The 21,523-nt window shown below is 70.3% G+C and carries 19 protein-coding genes; 9 read left to right on the top strand and 10 right to left on the bottom strand.

Translation table 11 applies throughout. The features are described from left to right. Positions 1-23 precede the first annotated feature (23 nt). Together D473_RS0110310 and D473_RS0110305 are read right to left on the bottom strand one after the other, a co-directional pair. The gene (locus D473_RS0110310; protein ID WP_017608994.1) at positions 24-407 is read right to left on the bottom strand and encodes a VOC family protein; all 384 of its coding nucleotides are present in this window, start codon (positions 405-407) and stop codon (positions 24-26) included. 175 nt (positions 408-582) lie between these two features. Continuing rightward, positions 583-1,077 (bottom strand): nucleoside deaminase, encoded by a 495-nt coding sequence (locus D473_RS0110305; RefSeq protein ID WP_017608993.1) that lies wholly within the window; start codon positions 1,075-1,077, stop codon positions 583-585. A 253-nt stretch (positions 1,078-1,330) separates the two neighbouring features. On the opposite strand from D473_RS0110305, the gene D473_RS0110300 reads away from it, so the two are divergent. The 4 genes from D473_RS0110300 (at position 1,331) to D473_RS0110285 (ending at position 6,989) form a co-directional block, all read left to right on the top strand. Continuing rightward, complete coding sequence (locus D473_RS0110300; protein ID WP_083917971.1) at positions 1,331-2,431, top strand: cytochrome P450 family protein; 1,101 nt, start codon at positions 1,331-1,333, stop codon at positions 2,429-2,431. A gap of 103 nt (positions 2,432-2,534) precedes the next feature. Further along, the gene (locus tag D473_RS0110295) at positions 2,535-3,629 is read left to right on the top strand and encodes a hypothetical protein (protein ID WP_017608991.1); all 1,095 of its coding nucleotides are present in this window, start codon (positions 2,535-2,537) and stop codon (positions 3,627-3,629) included. 137 nt (positions 3,630-3,766) lie between these two features. Then, positions 3,767-4,429: a TetR/AcrR family transcriptional regulator gene (locus tag D473_RS0110290; protein ID WP_026126808.1), complete on the top strand. Its 663-nt coding sequence runs from the start codon at positions 3,767-3,769 to the stop codon at positions 4,427-4,429. A gap of 43 nt (positions 4,430-4,472) precedes the next feature. Next, a complete protein-coding gene (locus D473_RS0110285) occupies positions 4,473-6,989 on the top strand; it encodes an MMPL family transporter (RefSeq protein ID WP_017608989.1) in 2,517 nt (838 codons plus the stop codon). A gap of 92 nt (positions 6,990-7,081) precedes the next feature. Here D473_RS0110285 and D473_RS0110280 read toward each other — a convergent pair whose 3' ends face one another. After that, positions 7,082-8,302, bottom strand: coding sequence for a flavin monoamine oxidase family protein (locus D473_RS0110280; RefSeq protein WP_017608988.1), 1,221 nt, complete (start codon positions 8,300-8,302; stop codon positions 7,082-7,084). Positions 8,303-8,626: 324 nt separating this feature from the next. On the opposite strand from D473_RS0110280, the gene D473_RS0110275 reads away from it, so the two are divergent. Genes D473_RS0110275 through D473_RS0110265 form a run of 3 tightly spaced genes read left to right on the top strand, consistent with a single transcriptional unit; the run spans position 8,627 to position 13,123 of the window. Continuing rightward, on the top strand, positions 8,627-9,655 hold the full coding sequence (locus tag D473_RS0110275) for a LacI family DNA-binding transcriptional regulator (RefSeq protein WP_026126807.1): 1,029 nt from the start codon (positions 8,627-8,629) through the stop codon (positions 9,653-9,655). After that, the gene (locus D473_RS0110270) at positions 9,648-11,177 is read left to right on the top strand and encodes a sugar ABC transporter ATP-binding protein (protein ID WP_017608986.1); all 1,530 of its coding nucleotides are present in this window, start codon (positions 9,648-9,650) and stop codon (positions 11,175-11,177) included. Before D473_RS0110275 ends, D473_RS0110270 begins: the two co-directional genes overlap by 8 nt. Further along, a complete protein-coding gene (locus D473_RS0110265) occupies positions 11,177-13,123 on the top strand; it encodes an ABC transporter permease/substrate-binding protein (RefSeq protein WP_017608985.1) in 1,947 nt (648 codons plus the stop codon). The genes D473_RS0110270 and D473_RS0110265 overlap by 1 nt, the downstream gene beginning before the upstream one ends. A gap of 221 nt (positions 13,124-13,344) precedes the next feature. Here the strand turns inward: D473_RS0110265 and D473_RS0110260 are convergent, their stop codons facing one another. Beyond that, a complete protein-coding gene (locus D473_RS0110260) occupies positions 13,345-13,872 on the bottom strand; it encodes an ArsR/SmtB family transcription factor (RefSeq protein WP_017608984.1) in 528 nt (175 codons plus the stop codon). 221 nt (positions 13,873-14,093) lie between these two features. On the opposite strand from D473_RS0110260, the gene D473_RS0110255 reads away from it, so the two are divergent. Then, positions 14,094-14,597, top strand: coding sequence for a DUF7144 family membrane protein (locus D473_RS0110255; RefSeq protein WP_026126806.1), 504 nt, complete (start codon positions 14,094-14,096; stop codon positions 14,595-14,597). A gap of 110 nt (positions 14,598-14,707) precedes the next feature. Here the strand turns inward: D473_RS0110255 and D473_RS0110250 are convergent, their stop codons facing one another. Together D473_RS0110250 and D473_RS0110245 are read right to left on the bottom strand one after the other, a co-directional pair. Beyond that, positions 14,708-15,562, bottom strand: coding sequence for an oxygenase MpaB family protein (locus D473_RS0110250; RefSeq protein ID WP_017608982.1), 855 nt, complete (start codon positions 15,560-15,562; stop codon positions 14,708-14,710). Between the two features lie 127 nt (positions 15,563-15,689). Further along, the gene (locus tag D473_RS0110245) at positions 15,690-16,136 is read right to left on the bottom strand and encodes a carboxymuconolactone decarboxylase family protein (RefSeq protein WP_017608981.1); all 447 of its coding nucleotides are present in this window, start codon (positions 16,134-16,136) and stop codon (positions 15,690-15,692) included. Positions 16,137-16,303: 167 nt separating this feature from the next. Between D473_RS0110245 and D473_RS0110240 the strand changes: the two genes are divergently transcribed. Then, on the top strand, positions 16,304-17,662 hold the full coding sequence (locus tag D473_RS0110240; protein ID WP_017608980.1) for an MATE family efflux transporter: 1,359 nt from the start codon (positions 16,304-16,306) through the stop codon (positions 17,660-17,662). A 97-nt stretch (positions 17,663-17,759) separates the two neighbouring features. Here the strand turns inward: D473_RS0110240 and D473_RS25660 are convergent, their stop codons facing one another. The 4 genes from D473_RS25660 to D473_RS28085 form a co-directional block, all read right to left on the bottom strand. Then, positions 17,760-19,073 (bottom strand): acyltransferase family protein, encoded by a 1,314-nt coding sequence (locus tag D473_RS25660; RefSeq protein ID WP_241474754.1) that lies wholly within the window; start codon positions 19,071-19,073, stop codon positions 17,760-17,762. Between the two features lie 226 nt (positions 19,074-19,299). Further along, on the bottom strand, positions 19,300-19,944 hold the full coding sequence (locus D473_RS0110230) for a TetR/AcrR family transcriptional regulator (RefSeq protein ID WP_017608979.1): 645 nt from the start codon (positions 19,942-19,944) through the stop codon (positions 19,300-19,302). A 71-nt stretch (positions 19,945-20,015) separates the two neighbouring features. Beyond that, positions 20,016-20,708 (bottom strand): response regulator, encoded by a 693-nt coding sequence (locus D473_RS0110225; protein WP_017608978.1) that lies wholly within the window; start codon positions 20,706-20,708, stop codon positions 20,016-20,018. Then, positions 20,705-21,397, bottom strand: a complete 693-nt coding sequence (locus D473_RS28085; RefSeq protein WP_017608977.1) for a sensor histidine kinase — start codon at positions 21,395-21,397, stop codon at positions 20,705-20,707. The genes D473_RS0110225 and D473_RS28085 overlap by 4 nt, the downstream gene beginning before the upstream one ends. Between the last annotated feature and the right edge of the window lie 126 nt (positions 21,398-21,523).

Genomic DNA, 21,523 nt, shown 5'->3' with positions numbered 1-21,523 from the left:
GCCCGCGGCCGGGCCGGTTCCTCTCATTCCTGGATGAGGCCGACGACGTTGCCCGCAGGGTCCTCGAACCAGGCGACGAGCGGCTCGCCGCCGCGGGCGATGCCTTGCTCGTCCTGGTCGAAGCCCTCGTAGCGCAGCGTGTTCACACCGCGTCGTGCGAGTTCGTCGACGGCGGCGCCGATGTCGTCGGTGACGAGGTTGAGGACGGTGAAGACCGCCGGGACGTGGTCGGGTTTCGGATAGACGAGGACGCCACGGCCCTCGCCGAGGTCGATGTCGAGCAGGCCGTCCTCCTCCATCCCGGGGACGTCCTCGACGTCGAGTCCGAGGGTGTCGCGGTAGAAGACGCGGGCCTGTTCGGTGTCGGGGACGGCGAAGGAGCCGAAGGCCTTGGTGGTGTCGAACACGGTGTCCTCCCTGGTCGGGTCATTCACCCGGTACCGACCCGGCCGAGCGCCGAAACTCATCGTGCGGGCCCCGGATCCGGGTCGGAGCCCGTACAGGCGTGCCGCCGTGTCACGGGCGAGGCACGGCCTCCTCGACCCCGCGCCCGGCCGCGCGTGCGCCCGTGGTGAGGCCCGGTCAGGCCACGCCGGCGCTACGGGCCTGGAGCGCGCGGATCTCCTCGGCCAGCTCCGGGACCGGGCCGCGTGTGGGGACCTCCGGGGCCACGGCGTGGATCGGCAGCGGCGCCACCGGGCCCGGTTCCACGCCCCACTCGGCGTGCCAGGAGGTCAGCTGCTCGGTGCCGACGGCGTACACGATCGGTCCCAGCCCCACCCAGGCGTGCGCTGCGCTGCACATGGCGCAGTGCTCACCCGAGGTGTAGGTGACGGAGGCGGCCCGCTCCTCGGGGGTCAGGTTCTCGGCGGCCCACCGGGCGATGGCGAACTCCGGGTGCCGGGTGGAGTCGCCGCCGGAGACCCGGTTGCGGTCCTCGAAACGGACGGTTCCGGCGCCGTCGACGAGGAGGGATCCGAAGGGCTCGTCCTCTGCCTCGAGCGCCTCGCGCGCCAGGTCGACGCAGCGGCGCAGGTGGACCAGGTCCTGGTCGGTGATCGTGTGTGTGCTGGACATGGGGCGAACCTAACACCGGGGGCCACTCCGGGAACTCCCACGGTCCGGGGGCGAGAAGGGGTGTGTGACCGAAACTCCGAGCAGGGTGTCCGGCCGAAGGGCGCCGGGTAATTGGGCTGCGTCGGCCCAGCTCTCGAACACGAAGGAGCCCACTGTGGCCCCACACCCTGCCCTGCACCCCTATGACCTGCACCGTCAAGCGAGCGGACTGCGTGAGCGCGGCCCCGTCGTGGAGGCCGAGATCATCGGCGGGGTGACCGTGTACGTGCTGACCGGGCACGAGGTCCTGACCGAAGCCCTGTCCCACCCCGGGGTCCGCAAGGAACTGCGGTACTGGCGCGCGTGGAACGAGGGCGAGATCCCGCAGGACTGGCCCTTGTTGACGTGGGTGACACCGGACAACATGCTCACCGCCGACGGGGAACGCCACCGCCGCTTGCGCAGGCTCGTCTCGCAGGCCTTCACCCCACGCCGGGTCGAGGTGCTGCGACCGCGAATCCGGGAGATCACCGCGGAGCTCCTGACGGATATGGAGGCGGCCGGCCCGGCCCCGGTGGACCTGCGGGCGGGGTTGTCCTTGCCCCTGCCGATGACGGTGATCTCCGAACTGCTCGGGGTCGCCGAGCACGACCGCGACCACATGCACCGGATGGTGCACACGATCTTCGACGCGACCACGCCGCCGGAGAAGGCTGTGGGGGTGCACACCGAGTTGCAGTCCACGCTGGGTGCCCTGGCCGAGCACAAGGCCCGGGAGCCCGACGACGATCTCACCAGCGCACTGCTGCAGGTCCGTGCCGAGGGGGACGGCGAGCTCACGCAGAGCGAGCTGGTGTGGACGCTCATCCTCATGATCGGTGCGGGCTACGAGACGACGATGAACCTCATCGGTAACGCGGTGCACGCCCTGCTCACCCACCCCGACCAACTGGAGCTGGCCCGGTCCGGCCGGGTGTCCTGGTCGGACGTGGTGGAGGAGACCCTGCGCTGGGACCCCAGTATCCAGTTCATGCCCCTGCGCTACACCGCCGAGGACCTCACACTGGCGGGTGTGCCCGTGCCCGCGGGCGAACCCCTGCTCATGGGTTACGGTGCGGCCGGGCGCGACCCCGCCCGCCACGGGGCCGACGCCCACCTGTTCGACCTCACCCGGGAGCAGAAAGGGCATCTGGCGTTCTCGCACGGACCGCACTTCTGCCTGGGGGCGGGGCTGGCGCGTTCGGAGGGCGAGACGGCCCTGAGCATGCTCTTCGACCGCTTCCCCGGTCTGCGTCTGGACGAGGGGGCGGGGCCGGAACGGGAGCCGTCGCTCGTGGCCAACGTGTGGGAGACCCTCCCGGTACGGCTGTGGTGACTGTCCGGGGCGTTGCCACTCTGTGACGGCGGTCCTGGAACCAGCCGGCTTTCGCCGGGGTCCAATGGGGTGAAGACATCCCCTGCCCGAGAGGATCCCCCGCTTGTTCCCCGACCGCCCCGAACACGGGCCACCCACGAGCGCATCGGTCTCCCCTGCCCACGGCTCGGAACCCACCGAAGCCGCCCCTTCCACCCCTCACCCTTCCGAGGCCGGAGAGCAGCGCCGCCCCTGGTGGATCACCGCCCTGTGGATGGGCCACGGCCTGCTGCGCATGGGCCTGTTCGGTTACCTCCTGGTCTACGGCTGGACGAAGCTGATCCTGATGCAGATGGGGCAGGCCGACTACAGCGGCGCCCTGGTCACCATGGGTGAGAAGAGCCCCATGGGCCTGCTGTGGGACTTCATCGCCTACGCACCCACGGTGCAGTTCCTCTCCGGAATGGTGGAGGTCATGGCCGCGGTCCTGCTGATCTGGCGGCGCACCGCCTGGCTCGGGGGCCTTCTCGGTGCCGGCGCGATGGGGGTGGTGTTCCTGCTCAACATGGCCTACGACGTGCCCGTCAAGCAGCTCGCCCTGGCCCTGGCGATCGCTGCGCTGTTGGTGGCCGTACCGGAATCGCGCCGTGTGGGCCGCTTCCTGACCGGGCGCGTGGTGGGCGCCCTCACTGAGCCGCGGCCGGTGCCCTGGCCGCGTGTGCACGCCGTCACCCGGTGGGTGTTCGGTTCCCTCGGTGTGCTCATCGCCGTGGCTCCGGTGGCGGTGGCCCCGACGATGTGGCTGAGCGAGCTCGACTCCGACCTGCCGGGTGTCTACCGCGTCGTGGAGGACACGGCCGAACCCGCCGGGCAACTCGCCGAGGACGGCCGTTGGCAATCGATCGCCTTCGGCCAGCACGGCGACCGGGGCAGAGGCCAGCTCGCCCTCAGGTTCGCCGACGGCTCTCTCCAGGAGGGGTGGTACGAACACGATGACGAGGGCGGTCTCCGACTCGAGCTGTACCCGGTCATGGAGGGCGACCGGGGCCTGGTCCGGGATACCGAGGAGACCGTGGAACTGACCTGGCAGATCGACGGCGAGGGGCATCTCCACCTGGAGGGTGACGGGCACGAGCTCGTCGCCGAGTCCGACCCCGAGCTGACCTACCTCTACGACCGCGGGTTCTCCTGGGCCCCGGACACACCCATCAACCGCTGACCGCCGACCACCGTTGGGGCGCCCTCGGCCGTGCAGGTCGGGGCGCCCTTCGCCGTGTCCGGACGGCGACCGAACTGTGAGCGGATGCACCGAGTGCATCGTTGCACTCGGTGCATCCAGCGCCATACCGTGACAGGGTGAACGATCAGGGCAATCCTCCCTCGCGCGATCGGCGCGAGGCACTGAAGTCGCGACACCGTCGCGCGATCATCGACGCCGCAGCTGCGTTGATGTCCGAGATCGAGGGCACATACTTCACCGTCGACCAGCTCGCCGAGCGGGCCGACGTGTCCCGGCGGACCGTCTTCAACCACTTCGGCTCCCTCGACGACCTCGTGCTCGAGGTGTTCGGCGAGATCTTGGAGTCGATCGTCGACGACATCGAGTCCGGTATCGACACCGAGGTCGGTACCCGCCCCGGCGCCATGTTCAACGAAGTCGCCGAGGCCCTGCGCTCGACCGACCTGGTCACCCCGATCACCCGTCTCAAGCGGATGCTCGCCCAGGGAGGAAGTGAACCCTCCCCGAGCCAGTCGGCGCTGTTCGAGAGCGCGATCACCGATGTGATCGACCGCCTCGCCGCCATCGTCCTGCACCACCGTCCCGAGGCCGATCCACTCGTGGTCGACCTCATGTGCGGCGGGTTGGTCAGCGGCGGCGTGGTCGTGGTCCACCACTGGGAGCGGGCCACCGGCGGGGTCGACACCGAGGAATCGCGCCGCACCTGGACCGAACTGGTGGACCGCATGATCTCGGTGAACCGCGACGGCTACGGGTCGGTCGGACCCGACACGTCCTGAGCGCAGGCCGCGCTCCTCACCCACATTCATTGGCGAAAGACCCATGGCTGAATTTCTCTACAAGCTCGGTCGCGCGTGTGCGACCCGGGCGAAGACCGTCATCGCGGTCTGGCTGGCCCTGTTGCTGGCCTCCAGTACCGCGTTCTTCCTCTTCTCCGGTGAGTTGGAGGACAGCTTCTCCATCCCAGGGACCCCCACCGACGAGGTGAACCAGCGCCTGTCGGAGGAGTTCGACGGTATGGGCGGCGGTGCGGGCACCGTCGTGTACCGGACCGAGGACGGGGAGCCCTTCACCGGGGAGCAGGAGGAGGCGATCGCCGACCGCGCCGAGCAGGCCTCCGAGGTCTCCGGTGTCGACGACGCGGTCGACCCCTTCGCCACGGAGCAGGACCGCGCCGACCAGCAGCAGGAGACGGAGGAGGGCCGCGAGGAGCTCGAGGAGGGACTCGAAGAACTCGAGGCTGGCCAGGAAGAGCTCGACCAGGGCCGCGCTCAGGCGGAGGCCGCCGGGATGCTCGACCAGGTCGAGGACGAGCTCGACTCCGAGCAGGCCCAGATCGACGAGAACCGCGAGGCCATCGAGGAGCAGGAGGAGCAGCTCGACCGGGGCGAGGCCATGCTCGAGTTCTCCTCCGAGATCAGCACGGTCTCCGAGGACGGCGCGACCGCACTGGTCAACCTCTCCTTCACCGAGGCCCAGGAAGAGATCTCCCAGGACACCCGCGACACCGTCATGGAGGTCTTCGAGAGCGACCCGATCCCTGGCACGGAGGTCGATTTCGGCAACGACCTCGCCATGAGCATGCCCAGCCTGGTCAGCACGGCCGAGATCATCGGCCTGATCGTGGCCGGCGTGGTGCTGGTGGTCATGCTCGGCACCCTCATCGGTGCCGGCCTGCCGATCCTGACGGCGCTGGTCGGTGTCGGGATCGCCACGCTGACCGCGATGTCGCTGTCGGACGTCTTGGAGATGGCGTCGGTGACGCCGATCCTGGGCCTGATGCTGGGCCTGGCCGTGGGCATCGACTACGCGCTGTTCATCGTCAACCGCCACCGCCGGCAGCTCAAGAAGAGCACCGAACTGCAGGAATCCATCGGCCTGGCCAACGGGACCGCGGGCAACGCGGTGGTCTTCGCCGGTACGACGGTGCTCATCGCGCTGCTGGGCCTGAACATCACCGGGATCGGCTTCCTGGGCCTGATGGGCAGCGTGGGCGCCATCGCCATCACCATCGCGGTGTTCATCGCGGTGACGCTGGTACCGGCCCTGCTGTCGCTGGTGGGCACCCGCGTCCTCTCGCGCCGTGAGCGCGCACACCTCGCCGAGAACGGGGAGTCCGACGGCAAGCACCGCCACGGGGACGAGGACGGCATCCGGCCGATGTCGACCGGGCGGGCACTGCTGCGTTCCGCGGTCGCCGTCCTGGCGCTGGGCATCATCGCCCTGCCCGCGCTGGACCTGCGCTTGGGCATGCCCGACGGCGCCTCCGAACCCAGCGACTCGACCCAGTACCGCGCCTACAGCGCCGTCGAGGAGAACTTCGGCGAGGGCATGAACGGGCCGCTCCTGGTCACGGCCGATCTCTCCGGTGGCCCCACCGACGATGCCGCCGAGGCCACCGCCGAGGAGGAGCAGTTCCAGGTCGCCGAGGAGCTCTACTCCCGCGACGCCGTGGCGGCCGTGGCACCCATCGGGATCTCCGACGACCAGAGCCTGGCGATCTTCCAGGTCGTGCCCGAGGACGGGCCCTCGAGCGAGTCCACCGAGGACCTGGTCCACACCTTCCGTGATCTGGAGGTCATCGAGGGCACCGGTCCACTCGGTGTCGCCGGCATGGCCAGCGGCAACATCGACATCTCCGAGACCCTGAGCGATGCGCTTCCGACCTACCTCGCCGTGGTCGTGGGCCTGTCGCTGGTCATCCTGCTGCTGGTGTTCCGGTCGGTCTTCGTACCGGTCGTGGCCACGCTCGGGTTCATCCTGTCCTACTTCGCCGCGCTGGGCGGGGTGGTGGCCATCTACCAGTGGGGTTGGCTCAGCGCGATCTTCGGGGTCGACAACCCCGGTCCGGTGCTGAACTTCCTTCCGACGCTCTTGGTGGGGATCCTGTTCGGCCTGGCGATGGACTACATGCTCTTCATCGGGACGGGCATGCGCGAGGCCTACGCACACGGCACGCCCGCACGGCTGGCGGTCGTGCGGGGCTTCCGGGCAGGGCGTTCGGTGGTCACCGCCGCTGCGATCATCATGGGTTCGGTCTTCGGCGGGTTCATCTTCTCCGAGACCGTCATGATCAGCTCGATCGGGTTCGCGCTGGCCTTCGGTGTACTCATCGATGCGTTCGTGGTGCGCATGCTGCTGATCCCGGCGCTGATGCACCTGGCCGGGGACGGGGCCTGGTGGCTGCCCAAGTGGCTGGACCGGATCCTGCCCGACATCGACGTGGAGGGCTCGGCCCTGGAGGAGCGCCACCGGAGTGAGCAGGGCTCCGAGGAGCCGGTTTCCCCGGGGGCGGCCCCCGCAGAAGGACCGGCGCCGGGCGGGCCTCCGACGAGGTGACCCGGAGCCGGTACTGACGGCATAGGAGGAGGGGTCCGGGGGCGCGGTCGTTCCCCGGACCCCTCGCGTGTACTCGGCCGGCCCGCGTGCGCTCAGCCGGAGACGATGCGGGCCGCGACGCGGCGACCGCTGCGCAGGGCGCTGTCCAAGTAACCGCTGATGATCTCGGTGTGCTCCCCGGCCGGATACAGGCGGCCGATGGGCTCGCGCAGGCGACGCAGCGAGTCGAGGTCGCCCGGGCCCCGGGCCGAGTAGGTGCAGCCGGTCTCGGGTTCCTCGCTCCACCAGGCCGCCACGGGGGCGCCGTCGGGGGCGCCGAGTTCGGGGAAGAGAGCACCGACCGTGTCCAGGACCTCCGGCTCGGGCAGGGGCCGGTACGCGTACGCGGTCAGGATCCCGGGGACGCCGGGCTGGTCCTCGGGCGCGTTGTCGTACACGTGCTGGAACCCGGCGCGGTCGACGTGGCGGTCGCCCGCGCCGGCGTCGGGGCGCTGCGCGTAGGGCACGAGGAGTTTGCCGCCCCGGCCCTGGTTCACGGAGGGCACCGACACCGCCGGGGCCAGGGTGATGCGTTCCAGAGCGGGCAGGGGCACGGCGATCACGGCGCGGTCGGCGGCGACCGCGCGTCCGTCTGTACGCACCACGACGCCGTCCCGGCCGTGTTCGACCATGCGCACGGGTTCTCCGCGAGCGATGCGGTCCTCCCCCAGCTCGCGCGCCATGGCGTCGGTGAGCTCGGCGGTGCCGCCGGCGATGCGGTACGCGGTCTCACCCGAATCGAGTTCCTCGCCCAGGGCCAGCACGAGCTCGGACAGCTCTTCGGGCTCGACCATGTACTCCGTGCGGACGTAGGCGGTCATCCAGGCACGCTCGCTCGGGGAAAGACCCGCGGTGTCCATCCAGTCGGTGGCGCTGCGGCGGTCCATCTCGCGGGCGACCGGGTCGTTCCAGGGGTGCTCGAGGTCGGTCAGGCGCCCTTCGAGGCCTTCGAGGGCCTCTTCCACGCGTTCGGCGTCGCCGGCTTCCTCGACCTGGGCCCACCCGTCGACGACGAGCGCCTCGAAGCCGCCGCCCGAGCGCAACCCGAGCCCGTAACGTTCGACCAGACCGAGCACTTCGTGGTGTTCGGGGTTGACCCACTCGGCCCCGGCATTGGCGAAACGGCCGTCGGGCAAACGAACGGTGTGGACGCGTCCGCCCACGCGTGCGCGGGCCTCGAGCACCTGCACGTCGTGCCCGGCTGCGGTGAGCTCGAGCGCGGCCATGAGACCGGCGGCGCCCGCTCCGATGACGACGGTGTCCTTGCGTTCCATACCGCCCATTGTGCGGTTCGGGGCCTGTCCATCGGGCGTGCGGCTCCCGGTTCCTACCACTCGGAACCTCGGCGGTAAAAAATGTGATCTGGATGATACAAAGACGCAGGTCCGCGCCACAGGAACCCCGGATCCCCCACTGCACCGCCCTCTCGGCCGCCTGAATCGCACCGCCTTGCCCCCGTGTGCCCCATTCTGTGAACTTATGTGTTACTCACGCATGGTGTAATCGTTTCCAATCATGTAATCGTTTCCACGGTGCACGGGCCCGAGGCTTCCCCCTGTACCGCCCACACGACGGTGACGGAGGAGGTGAGCTCGGACGTGGTGAGTATCAAGGACGTCGCCGAGGCGGCGGGGCTGTCGGTGGCGACGGTCTCCCGTGCGCTCAACGGGCAGTCGGCGGTCAGCGACACCGCCCGGGCCAAGGTCCTCTCGGCCGCCGAGTCGCTCGGGTACCGGCCCAACGTCGTGGCACGGTCCCTGCGCACCGACCGGACCCGCACCATCGGGCTCGTCATCAGCGATGTCCTCAACCCCTACTTCACGGAGCTCGCCAGATCCGTGGAGGAGGAGGCACGGGCGCTCGGCTACAGCGTCATCATCGGCAACGCCGACGAGCGCGCCGAGCTGGAGGCCCACCACGTGCGTTCCCTCTTGGAGCGGCGCATCGACGGCCTGCTCGTCTCCCCCGCCGACGGCCACTCCCCCCTGACCCTGGACGCGGCCGAGGGCCCCACCCCGCTGGTCTTCGTGGACCGCTGGATCCCCGGTTGCGACGCCCCCGTGGTCCGCGCGGACGGGCGCGGCGCCATCCGTGACCTGGTCGCCCACCTGTACGGCCTCGGACACCGCCGGCTCGCGATCATCACCGGGCCCGCCGCCACGACCACGGGCCGGGAACGGGTGGAGGCCTTCCGCGCGGCGCTGTCGGAGCTTGGCCTGTCGCTGCCGGAGTCCCACGTCGGACAGGGCGATTTCCAGGCCGAGAGCGGGCGTCTGGCCACCGAGCGCTTCCTGGACCTGCCCGAACGCCCCGACGCGGTCTTCGCCACCGACAACCTCATGGCTCTGGGCGCACTCAACGCGATCCGTGTGCGCGGCCTGAGCGTGCCCGACGACATCGGTCTGGCCGCCTTCGACGACATCCCCTGGTTCCCGCACACTGCGCCGCCCATCACGACGATCGCCCAGCCCACTGCCGCACTCGGGCGGGTGGCGGTGCGGGCGCTGGCCGACCTCATCTCGGGTGGGCCGGCCCAGTCGACCGTCCTGCCCGCCCATCTCCTCGTCCGCCGCTCCTGCGGCGAGCCCGAAACGTCTGCCCCGACCGGAGGAGCCACACGTGAGTAGTCCGGACGAACTGCTGCGCATCGAGGGCGTACGCAAGGCCTTCCCGGGCGTGGTCGCGCTCGACGAGGTCGACTTCGACCTGAGTCGCGGCGAGGTGCATGTCCTGCTCGGTGAGAACGGGGCCGGCAAGAGCACCCTGATCAAGGTGCTCTCCGGCGCCCACCGCCCCGACGCGGGTCGGGTGCTCGTCGAAGGACAGCAGGTCCAGCTCCGTGACGCCCAGGACGCGGCACGTCTGGGGATCGCCACGATCTACCAGGAGTTCAACCTCGTCCCCGACGTGACGGTGGCCGAGAACATCTTCCTGGGCCGCCAGCCGCGCCGGTTCGGCTTCATCGACACCAAGCGCATGGAGGCCGAGGCCGCGAAGCTCCTGGAACGGGTCGGGGTCGACGTCTCCCCCAGCGCCCGGGTGCGCGGCCTGGGTATCGCCCAGTTGCAGATGGTGGAGATCGCCAAGGCGCTGAGCCTGGACACCAAGATCCTCATCATGGACGAACCCACCGCGGTCCTCACCACCGAGGAGGTCGACCGGCTCTTCGCCATCGCCCTCCGGCTGCGTGAGGAAGGCGTGGGCCTGGTCTTCATCACCCACCACCTGGAGGAGATCGCGGCCCTGGGTGACCGGGTCACGGTCCTGCGCGACGGGCGTTCGGTCGCCCACGTGCCCGCCTCCGAGCCCCAGGAGGAACTGGTCCGCCTCATGGTGGGCCGCAGCATCGACGAGCAGTACCCCCGCGAGCGGCCCGAACCCGGGCAGATGCTCCTGCAGGTGCGCGGCCTGACCCGCAACGGTGTGTTCGAGGACATCGACCTGGACGTGCGCGCCGGTGAGGTCGTCGGGCTGGCGGGGCTCGTGGGCGCGGGCCGCACCGAGGTCGCCCGTGCGGTCTTCGGCGCCGACCCCTACGACTCCGGCGGGGTCGAGGTCCTCGGCAAGAAGCTGCCCGGTGAGGACGTGGGCGCGGCCCTGAACGCCGGCCTGGGCCTGGTGCCCGAGGACCGCAAGGGCCAGGGCCTGGTCCTGGACACCTCCGTGGAGGAGAACCTGGGCCTGGTCACACTGGGCCCCACCAGCAAGGGCGGGTTCGTGGACCTGGCCTCGCAGCGCTCGTCGGCAGCGCGCATCGCCGACGAGCTCGCGATCCGGATGGCCCACATCGGACAGCACGTGCGCACGCTCTCCGGCGGCAACCAGCAGAAGGTCGTCATCGGCAAGTGGCTGCTGGCCGGCTCGCGTGTGCTCATCCTCGACGAACCGACCCGCGGGGTCGACGCCGGCGCCAAGGTCGAGATCTACCGGCTCGTCAACGAGCTGACCACCTCCGGTCACGCGGTCCTGATGATCTCCAGCGACCTGCCCGAGGTGCTGGGGATGAGTGACCGGATCCTCGTCATGGCGCAGGGCCGAGTCACCGGGGAGCTCTCCGCCGAGGAAGCCACCCAGGACTCCGTGATGTCGCTCGCGGTCGCCGCCAACCCCGGGACCAGCCCCGAAGAGAACGAAGTGGAGGGCCGGTAGTGGCCACTGACACAGCAAAGAGCGGCGGCCTCTGGTCCGCCGTGCGTCGTTTCCTGTTGGACAACGGAGCACTGACCGCGCTGGCCCTTCTGGTCGTGGTCATGTCGCTGATGTCCGGTGACTTCCTGACGGCGCAGAACCTCCTCAACGTCGGCGTCCAGGCCGCTGTCATCGCGGTCCTGGCCTTCGGTGTCACCTTCGTCATCATCTCCGGCGGTATCGACCTGTCGGTGGGTTCGGTCGCGGCCTTGTCGGCGACGATGCTGGCCTGGTTGGCGACGGTGGAAGGGGTGCCCGTCTGGCTGGCCATTCCCCTGGCCGCTGCCACGGGCACCGCGGCCGGCCTGGTCAGCGGTGCTCTGGTCGCCTACGGCAAACTTCCCCCGTTCATCGCGACCCTGGCGATGCTCTCCATCGGCCGCGGTCTGTCCCTGGTGCTGTCCGAGGGCAGCCCCATCTCCCTGCCCAGCTCCGTCTCCCGCCTGGGCGACACCGTGGGTGGTTGGCTGCCCGTACCGGTGCTGGTCATGGTCCTGATGGGTCTGATCACCGCCGTGATCCTGCGCCGGACCTTCGCCGGCCGTGCAATGTATGCGATCGGTGGCAACGAGGAGGCCGCACGCCTGTCGGGGATCCGCGTCAAGCGCCACAAGCTGGGTGTGTACGCGCTCTCGGGCCTGTTCGCGGCCGTGGCCGGTGTCATCCTGGCCTCCCGTCTGGCCTCCGCGCAGCCGCAGGCCGCGCAGGGTTACGAGCTCGACGCGATCGCTGCCGTCGTCATCGGCGGTGCCAGCCTCGCCGGCGGTGTCGGGACCGCCTCGGGCACGCTCATCGGTGCGCTCATCCTCGCGGTGTTGCGCAACGGCCTGAATCTGCTCTCGGTCTCGGCGTTCTGGCAGCAGGTCGTCATCGGTGTGGTCATCGCGCTGGCGGTGCTGTTCGACACCGTGCGCCGTCGTTCCGGTTCTGGCGGTTCGGGCACCGGCGGGGGTGGCGCCGTCGGCGGTTCCGGCGGTCGCGGCAAGCGTGTTGCCGTTCTCGGTGCCGCGGCCGCGGTGACGGCGCTCGTGGTGGGTGTGCTGTCGTTCCTGACCCCCGACGCCTCCTCCGACAAGGCCCGGTTGGGCATGTCGGTCTCGACGCTGAACAACCCGTTCTTCCTGCAGATGCGGGACGGCGCCGAGGAAGAGGCCGAGGAGGCGGGTGTGGAGCTGACCATCACCGACGCCCAGGACGACCCCTCGCAGCAGGCCAACCAGATCCAGAACTTCGTGAGCACGGGGGTGGACACGATGGTGATCAACCCGGTGGACTCCGACGCGGTGGGACCACCGGTACGCCGGGCCAACGACGCCGGCATCCCGGTGGTCGCCGCCGACCGCGCGGTCAACGACGCCGAGACCGAGGCGCTCGTGACCTCCGACAATGTCGAGGGCGGGCGTCTGGCCGCCCAGGTCCTGGCCGAGGAGATCGGTGAGGAGGGCCGGATCGTGGTGCTGCAGGGCACCCCGGGCGCATCCGCGAGCCGTGAGCGCGGCGAGGGCTTCGGCGAGGGCATCGCCGAGTACGAGGACATCGAGGTCGTCGCCGAGCAGCCCGCCGACTTCGACCGCACCCGCGGCCTGGACGTGATGACCAACATGCTCCAGGGCAACGACGGCATCGACGCCGTCTTCGCCGAGAACGACGAGATGGCGCTGGGCGCAGCGGCCGCGCTGGACGACAGCGGCGACGACGCGGCGGTGATCGGTTTCGACGGCACCCCGGAGGGCTTCGAGGCGGTCGGGGAGGGCACTCTTCACTCGACCATCGCTCAGCAGCCCGCCGAACTCGGACGTGTCGCGATGCGCAACGCCATCGAGGCTGCGCGCGGCGAGAGCTTGGAGGAGGACGTGCGCGTCCCGGTGGAGATCGTCACCGAGGAGAACGTCGACGACTTCTCGTGACGCCGGCGCGTGTGCGCGGTCGTCGGCCCCTTCGGGGCCGCGGCCGGGCACACGTGCCACCCGCCCGGCCACACGAGGGGCTGGCCCCCAGGCCAGGTGAGATCTCCCCAACCACAAGAAACAGGCTTGCTCAACCACACGAAGAGCCGGGCCCCAGCCCCTCACGTGGCTGAGCGGACGTGATTCTTTCGGTTCGGTGGTACCGGACCCGGATTCCGCCGTCAGGGGGCGTCGCCGACGGCGGCCAGGATCACCAGCAGGGGCACCACACGTTCGGGCGGGATGGAGTAGTGGCCGCGCCGCGTGGGGGCCAACCATCCGGCCGAGGTGAGCTGGTTGACGTGGTGGTAGATCTGGCCGGTCGTGCCGAAACCGGGGCGTTCGGCGAGTTCGGCGACGGTGCCGGCACCGTTCCAGATCTCGTGCAGCAGGTTGAGGCGCACGGAGTTGCCCAGAGCGTCGATGCGCGGGGCCAGCCGGGACCAGTCGGATTCGTCGAGACGCTCGAGGGAGTGACCGTACTGCCATTCCAGGGGATCCTCGTCCTCACTGCGGCGCACGGTACCCGCGTAGAGGACCCCGCCGAGACCTCGGACGCGGCGGCGCAGCTCGTTGACGGCGAAGAAGGTGTCGTCGGTGAGGTCGGGAGCGGTCTCGGTGCGGGGCGGAACGGGTTGGCCGCGCCCCTCCAGGGCGGCGACACGGGCCTCCAGGTCGGCCAGGCGCTGTTCGGTCTTGTCGTCTGCCACGCATCCACCCTAACGGTGACGCGGTTACGTAATCCCCGGGAAACCCAGTGGTCACGGATTTCCCGCTCCGTGTTCCCGACTTTGCCCGATCCTGGGCAAACACGTGGACACCAATGACCCACCCTCGCCGATCATGAAGGGGCGGCGTGCGGAACGGCGCACCCGACCGTGACACCCGAAGGGCGCCCTCCGACCGGACGGCGCCCGGTGAGGAGCACGACATGCGCTACGAGGCCGCCAACGGTTGGCAGTTCTTCGTCGCGACGCTGTTGGTCGTCATCGGATGCGTCAACATCATCCAGGGGCTGGTGGCCTGGTTCGTTCCCGACTTCTACCTTGCCTCCGGCACCGAGATGCTCATGCTCGAGTACGCGTCCTGGGGTGTGCTCCTCGGGCTGTGGGGTGTGGTCCTGGTCGCGGCCGGACTGTCCGTGCTCTCGGGAAGCCCGTGGGCGCGGATCCTCGCGATCGTGCTGGCCTCGCTCAACGCGCTCGCCCAACTCGCGTTCGCACTGGCCATGCCCCTGTGGGCAATGGTGGCGATCGCGATCGACGTCGTCGTCATCTACGGGCTCACGGCCGGTTGGCCACGTGTCGACGGTTACGAGGACGAGGAGGACGAACGCGACGCCGTCTACCGCAGCGGGTACCGGGCCGCCCAGGCCTCGCCCCGGCCCGTGCGTTCACCGGAGGACTCCGGAGGACACGGGCAGCACACCCGCTGACCCGTCGCCCGCCCGGTCCGCACATCTCACGACCGCCCGCTCCCGAGCGGGGTTCTCCTGCCGGGACGGGCGGTCGCTCCTGTGCCGGGGTGCTGTACGGGGCCGCGGACCTACCACCGGCCCCCGCGCTGTCGTCTGCGGCCGACGGCGGCCAGGGCGCGTGTGTGGGCGCGCCGCAGCGGTGGCGGTGTGAGTGCGGCCGCGGCGCGCACGGTGGTGGCGAGCCGGCGCAGGGAGCGTTCCTGCACCGGCCCCCAGTGAAGACCGAAACGTTCCCGCAGCACCGGCGGCAGGCTTCCCACGGTGACGAGCAGGACGGGGCGCGACAGCAGGACCCCCACCGGTTCCCACAGGGCGCGTGGTATCCGGGCGGAGGGGCGGGCGGGATGCGCCAGGACCCACACGACGTCGTCCACGGCCCGGTTGTGTTCGAGCCGCTCGTGCACCATCGCGTCGTAGTAGCGGAGGAAGGATTCCCAGTCGTGCGGAAGGTGGTGTTCGGCCAGTCCCCACACCCGTCCGACCTCGCGCAGGCCCGTGTAGTAGGCCTCCAGTTCGGCGCGTTCCAGGCCGGGACCGAAGAGGCGGTGGGCCTCGACCGGGCCCTTGACCAGGGTGGCGTGCACCCAGTGGTAGGCCTCGGGGTGGAGCGCGTGGTAGCGGCGGCCGTCCTCGTCCACACCCTTGATGGTGGTGTGTTCGCCGCGCACACGCGCGGCCTCGGCCACCGCGGTCTCCTGTCCGCCGTAGACCACGGTGCTCAGTGAGACCAGGGTGCGCCACAACCGCCGCCAGGGGTGTTGCCGGAACTCGCTGTGTTCGAGCACGCCGGCGCCCACGACCGGGTGGGCGACCTGGAGCAAGAGCAGTTGCGGTCCCATCAGCAGGGACCGCACGTCGCCGAACCTGCGCCAGGCCGCCTCACCGGGCCGCGGAACCCTCACGCGTGCGGGGGTATCGGTCACCGTGTCCCCTCTCCGTGGGTGTGCGGGTACCGGACTTCCATCATGACGGGGACGGAGAGAGCCGGGACACGGGGGACACGCGAGGGCGGCGGCACCCGAGGGCGCCGCCGTGGCCGGAAAGCATTGCTCAGCGGCGCTTCGGCCGGAGTTCGCTGGTGACCGCGAGCCGGTTGTAGAGGTTCATCATCGAGATCGCCGCGATGAGCGCCGCGACCTGCTGGTCGTCGAAGTGCTCGGCGGCTTCCTCGTAGACCTCGTCGGAGACCCCGCGGTCGCCCAGGTCGGTGATCTCGTCGGTCAGCGCCAGGGCCGCGCGCTCGGCGCCGGTGAAGAGGTCGCCGGCCTCGTGCCAGGTGGAGACCTGGAAGAGGCGCTGCTGGCTCTCGCCCTCCTTCAGGGCCTTCTGGGTGTGCAGGTCGACGCAGTAAGCGCACCCGTTGACCATGGAGGAACGCAGCTTCACCAGTTCCAGGAGGCCGATCTCGAGATGGCCGCCGATGATCTGGTCGATCTCGTCGAGTTTCTTGTACACGTCGGGCAGTTGCTTGGCCCAGACCACGCGTTTTCCGTCCACGGGGACCTCCTCGAAAAGACCGCGGCCACGGCCGTGACCCGGCCGGGCCGGGGTGCGGACCGTCGTGGCAACGCTACCAAGCGGTCTCTCGGCGGCCCGGCCCGCTGCTAGGTTGAGCGACCGTGTTCGTCCCCGTCTCTTGATTTCCCGGAAACGGAAGACCCCCCGTGCCCCTCGACGAGAACCGCTCCCCCGCCCGAGAAGAGACCGTTTCGACTCCCCCGCGCGTCCGCACACTCGCCGGCCGTATCGGCCGCAAGTCCTTCCCGCTGTACTTGTCGATGCTGTCCAACATGGTCGGCGGCTTCGTCACCGCGGCCGTCCTGGGACACACCGCCGTCGCGGAGCTGGCCGCCTATGCCCTGGCCCTGGCTGTGCTGAACCCGCTGCTCATGGTCGTACAGGGGTGTCTGCGCGGATCGATGCCGTTCGTCGCCGAGAACGAGGACGACCCCGCGGCCCTCGGGTCGGTGGTACGCGACAGCATCTGGTTGTCCCTGATCGTGGGCGCTCTGGGCGCCGGGATGCTGGGCACGTTGCCGCTGACCGCACCGGCCCTCGGTGTCGCCCCCGCTGTCGTCGCCGCGCTCGGGGGTTTCCCTCTCCTGTTGGCCGCCCACATGCTCGTGCTCTCTGTGAAGTCGTCGGTCAGTACCCTGCTCGTCGGGCTCGGCGAGACCACGGGGGTCCTGGCGATCAGCATCGTCACGACCGTGCTGTCGGTGGCCCTGACCCCGGTGCTCGTGCTGGGCGCTGGTCCCGTCCCCGCCCTGGGACTGGCCGGTGCCGGGGCCGCGAAGCTCACCACGAGCGTGCTGACCGCAGGGCTGTCGCAGTACGTGCTCCGTGCCCGGAGCGTGCTGAGCGGACGCCGTGTGGGGATCGGGCTGCCCCAGTGGGCGAGCGTGTGGCACATGGCCCGGGTGGGGTTGCCGTCCGGGGCCACGCTCCTGGTCAAGTTCGGGACGATGAGCGTGCTCGCCGTCACCGTGGCCCGTGCCGGGGTCACCGAGGCCGCTGCCCACCAACTCCTCGTGGTGGTGGCGACGTTCGCGTTCCTGCCCGCGACCGCCGTGGGGCAGTCCACCATCCCCTTCATCGCCCGCGCCGCCAAGGCCGACGACCGTGCGGGTGTGCGCGCTGCGCTCCGTGCCGGCCACACCGTGGCGCTCCCGGTCGTCGTGGGCAGCGCGGTGCTGCTGTGGGCCGCGGCGGGGCCGGCGGTGTCGCTGCTGACCGCCGACCCCGACGTACAAAGGCTCGTCGTGGCGCTGCTTCCGGTGCTCGTCGCGGTGGTGCTGGCCGACACGCTCCAGGCTCTGCCCGGTATGGGTCTTCTGGGACTGAAGAGACCGCGCCCGTCGTTGTACGCGTTCGCGGTCTGTTACGGCCTGCTCGCCGTGACGGCGGTACCCCTCGCCGCCCACGGCGGCCTGGCGCTGCTGTGGTGTGCCTACGCCGTCACGACCGGGGTCCTGTTCCTGTGGCAGTCCACGGCCTTCCGCGTCACCACTGCCCAGCTGTGACCCTGCACCGCACGGGGCCCGGGCTGCCGCAGACCTGCGCACCCCGAGCTCCGACAGCAGACCCGCATCTCCCACCGACCCGCAGGGGGCCGGCCCACTACCGAAGGCCCCACGCCGCGCCGTGCGTGAAGACCGGCGCGCACGTACTTCGGTCCCGGTCCTGAGATGGAACTCCTGGGCCCAGAGTCTCGATCCGTTTCTCTTCCCGCCCCGGCCCTGTCCTTCGAAGGTGTCCGGGGCGGCGCCCCGCCCCGGTGTCAGAAGACACGGTCCGCGCGGGGAAGCGACCGCAGCAGAGCGGCGCACCCCCAGGACACGGGCAGGGCCAGGGCGGCCAGTCCCATGAACTTGGCCAGGGCCGGAGCCTCCCACCACGACAGCAGGTGGCCGCACGCGACGAGCACCGCGGTGTGCAGGAAGTAGACCGCGTAAGCGTTGTCGGAGAGGAAACGGCCGAGGGGCCCTGGCGGTCGAAGCGGCGTTGGAAGAGCCACAGCAGGAACAGGATGGCGCCGACCGCGAAGGTGTTCTCGAAGGCGGCCATGAGCAGTGAGCCCCACGTCCCCGGAAGCAGGGCCGTTTCCAAGGAGGCCAGGGCCGGCGGGGCCAGGAACACGAGGGAGGCGAGGGCGACCGCCAGGCCGCCCCACCCGGCCGCGCGCGGGATCGCGTCGAACCAGCCGCGCCGGTACGCCAGCACTCCGACCGTGAACAACAGGACGTACTGCGGCAGGAAGGCCGGGGTCGGCAGGCCCACGATCGGCCAGTACGTGGTGGCCGGAACCAGGACGCGCCACAGGTAGGTGAGGGTGACAAGACCCAGGGTGAAGCCGGCGATCGCGGCGGGGCCGGGCAGGCGGCCGGTCCGGCGGCGGGCGATCCGTTCCGGGGCCGGGGGCCGGAAGCGCCGGATGAGGAGATAGGCCAGGGCGAACACCAGCAACGTCTCGACGAACCACATGGGGCCGGGGTCCCAGGAGACGAAGTAGTAGAGCCAGTACGGCATCTCGCCGGCGGATTCTTCGATGTAGGTGCCCGCGTCGACCAGGGGGCGCAGCAGCAACAGGAACAACAGCAGTGGGACACCGAGGCGCACCAGCCTGCCGCGCAGGAAGGACCGTGCGCCCCTGCGGTCGGCGGATCCGGGGACGAAGATCCCGGAGACGAGGAAGAAGAACCCCATGAAGAAGGTCTGGTTCAGCGCCATGAAGGCGTCCAGTAGCCCGCCGGTGGGGTCCTGGGCGGGTTCGGTGTAGAACCACACCGGGAGGTTGCCGTAGGTCACCGCGGCGTGGTGGAGCACCACGAACACCGTGAGCAGGATCCGTAGGTTGTCGATGTAGGCGAGCCGGCTTCTCGGTGCGTTCTCGGCCGGCCGGACGTGGCCGGGGGCTGGGTCTTTGGTGGCCATAGGGCAGGCCCTTCCGTGTGGTTGTACTGAGGTGGCCACCTGGTCGTTTTTTTGGCCACGCGGTCAGTTTTCCTGACACACGGACAAACAGCCATCGGGGTTCACCCCGAGATCCGTCTCAGGGGCCCCGCATACGGCGTTCCGAGGTGGACCGCGCCATGGCCGGGCCCGACCGAACCGCCCGCGCCCCCGTCACGGGGGAGGGATCAGTACGGCCCCGGCCCCGTCAACGGTCCAGGGCCCGGGTGGCCCGGTCGAACATTTCCGCCAGCTCCCGGGCGTGGGCCTCCATGCCGCGCTCGGGGCGGGCGACCCAGTACCCGAACATGGAGTCCAGGGCACCCTGCAGGGTCACCGCCATCACCCGCACGTCGAAGTCACGGAACTCGCCCTCCTCCTGACCCCGGCGGAACATCGACTCCAGACCCTGGTAGATCGGCTCGTTGTCGGCGTGGCCGTACCGGGGTCTGCCGTCGCGCGTGCGGGCCCCGGCGAAGATCGCGGTCAGGGCGAGCAGCTGGGACCGGTGAGCCTGCATGTGGCGGGCCACCTCGAGAATGTGGGTGCGCAGGGCCTCGCGGCCATTGCCACGGGCTCGCACCTTGGGTCCCACCTCCTCGGCGATGGCCCCGTAGACCTGCACGACCAATTGCTGGAGTAGCTCGTCCTTGCCGTCGAAGTGGTAGGAGATGACACCTTTACTGATGTCGGCCCGCTGGGCGATACGCGCCAAGGAGGCATCGACGTAGCCGAACTCCGCGATGGTCTCGACCGCCGCATCGATGATCTGGGCCCGGCGGGCCTCCTCGATGAACGAGCGCCGCTTCCCCTCACCGGATCTTTGACCGGTCGACCGATTTTCTGACCCCATGCCTCGAACCTAACAAGGCCCACGCGGCGGGTGGATACGGAAGCCGCGTCACGGTGCTCACCCTCACCTGCTCAGGGGGCGTCCTCGGCCGCGTCGTGGGTGAGCAGCGCCAGCTGCACCCGGCCGGTGAGGTCGAGCTTGCTCAGGGCGTTGGACACGTGTGCCTTGACCGTGCCCATCGACATGTACAGGTGCTCGGCGATCTCCGCGTTCGACAACCCGGCTGTGACCGCCTCGGCGACCTCGCGCTCGCGATCGGTGAGCAGCGCCAGGCGCGCGCGTGCGCGGTCGCGGCGCGAGGTGCGTTCCACGGCGGTACCCGAACCAGCCACGCGGTCCATGAGGGTGCGGGTGACGCTGGGTGAGAGCACCGGTTCCCCCGTCGCGGCGCGCCGTACCGCCTCGACGATGCGTTCGGGATCGGTGTGCTTGAGCAGGTACCCGGCTGCTCCGGCCCGCAGGGCCTCGACGACGGTGGCGTCGGCGTCGAAGGTGGTCAGCACGAGCACCTGCGGGGCCGCGGCCTCCTCGGCCCGCAGTCGTGCGGTGGCGGTGATCCCGTCCATACCGGGCATGCGCACGTCCATGAGCACGACGTCGGGCCGGTGCTCCTCCACAGCGGCGAGCACCTGCGTTCCGTCCGACGCTTCCCCGACGATGGTGATGACCTGGTCTCCGGTGAGCATCATGCGCAGTCCGGAACGCACGAGCGGGTCGTCGTCGACCAACAGCACCCGCACCGGCGTGTTCGTGGTCTCGGTCAACCTCTCTCCTCCGGGGCGCCGCCCTGCGCCGCCTTCGTGGTGTCGTTTCTTCGGCCGTGCTCCCAGGGAAGCACAGCGGTGAGGTGGAACCGGCCGTCCTCGGCCCCGTGGGTGATGCGGCCGCCCTCCAGGGCCACCCGCTCGGTGAGCCCGGCCAGCCCCGCCCCGAGCCCGGGGATCTCGGCGGGCGTGATGCTGGAGGAGAGCCCGTTGGTCACCGTCACCGCCAATCCGTGTTCGGGGCCTCCGGACAGGTCCACGTGCACACGGGATCCGGGCGCGTGTTTACGGGCGTTGGTCAGCCCCTCCTGCACCACTCGGTAGGCGGTGCGTCCCACGGATCCGCCGGGCCCTCCGGCCCCGGGCAGGTCTTTTTCGAGGACGACACGTTGGCCGGCGGCCACGGCCTCCTCCACGAGGGTGTCGATCTGCGCGGCCCCGGGCCGGGGCGGTGCGGTACCGGTGTGTTCCTCGCCGGGGACCAGGTCGTCCGAGCGCAGCACCTCCAGCACCCCGCCGAGTTCGTCGAGGGCCTGGTGGGCGTTGTCCCGCACGACGGCGACGGCGGTGGCGAGTTCCTCGGCTTGCAGGGGTTCGGCCTTGCCCTGGCGGGCGCGTTCGGTGCGGTAGGCCAGCGCCCCGGCGTGCACGCTCAGCAGGGACATGCGGTGGGCGAGGACGTCGTGCATCTCGCGGGCGATGCGTCTGCGTTCCTCGGAACGGGCGTCGTCGAGGTGGCGTTCGCGGTCCTGCCGGGCGCGCGCGACNCCCCATGCACGCGAGCATGAACCCGACGGCGGCGACGAGGGTCACGA

The sequence above is a fragment of the Nocardiopsis xinjiangensis YIM 90004 genome (assembly GCF_000341145.1).
In the GTDB taxonomy this organism is placed as follows: domain Bacteria; phylum Actinomycetota; class Actinomycetes; order Streptosporangiales; family Streptosporangiaceae; genus Nocardiopsis; species Nocardiopsis xinjiangensis.
This window is presented reverse-complemented; position numbering and strand designations above follow the sequence as displayed.

Bases quoted from the DNA above. Each gene is read 5' to 3' on its own strand.
- D473_RS0110305 (WP_017608993.1), bottom strand. From the start codon at position 1,077: ATGTCCAGCACACACACGATCACCGACCAGGACCTGGTCCACCTGCGC.
- D473_RS0110285 (WP_017608989.1), top strand. From the start codon at position 4,473: ATGGCTGAATTTCTCTACAAGCTCGGTCGCGCGTGTGCGACCCGGGCG.
- D473_RS0110280 (WP_017608988.1), bottom strand. From the start codon at position 8,302: ATGGAACGCAAGGACACCGTCGTCATCGGAGCGGGCGCCGCCGGTCTC.
- D473_RS0110255 (WP_026126806.1), top strand. From the start codon at position 14,094: ATGCGCTACGAGGCCGCCAACGGTTGGCAGTTCTTCGTCGCGACGCTG.
- D473_RS25660 (WP_241474754.1), bottom strand. From the start codon at position 19,073: ATGGCCACCAAAGACCCAGCCCCCGGCCACGTCCGGCCGGCCGAGAAC.
- D473_RS0110230 (WP_017608979.1), bottom strand. From the start codon at position 19,944: ATGGGGTCAGAAAATCGGTCGACCGGTCAAAGATCCGGTGAGGGGAAG.
- D473_RS28085 (WP_017608977.1), bottom strand. From the start codon at position 21,397: ATGCACGACGTCCTCGCCCACCGCATGTCCCTGCTGAGCGTGCACGCC.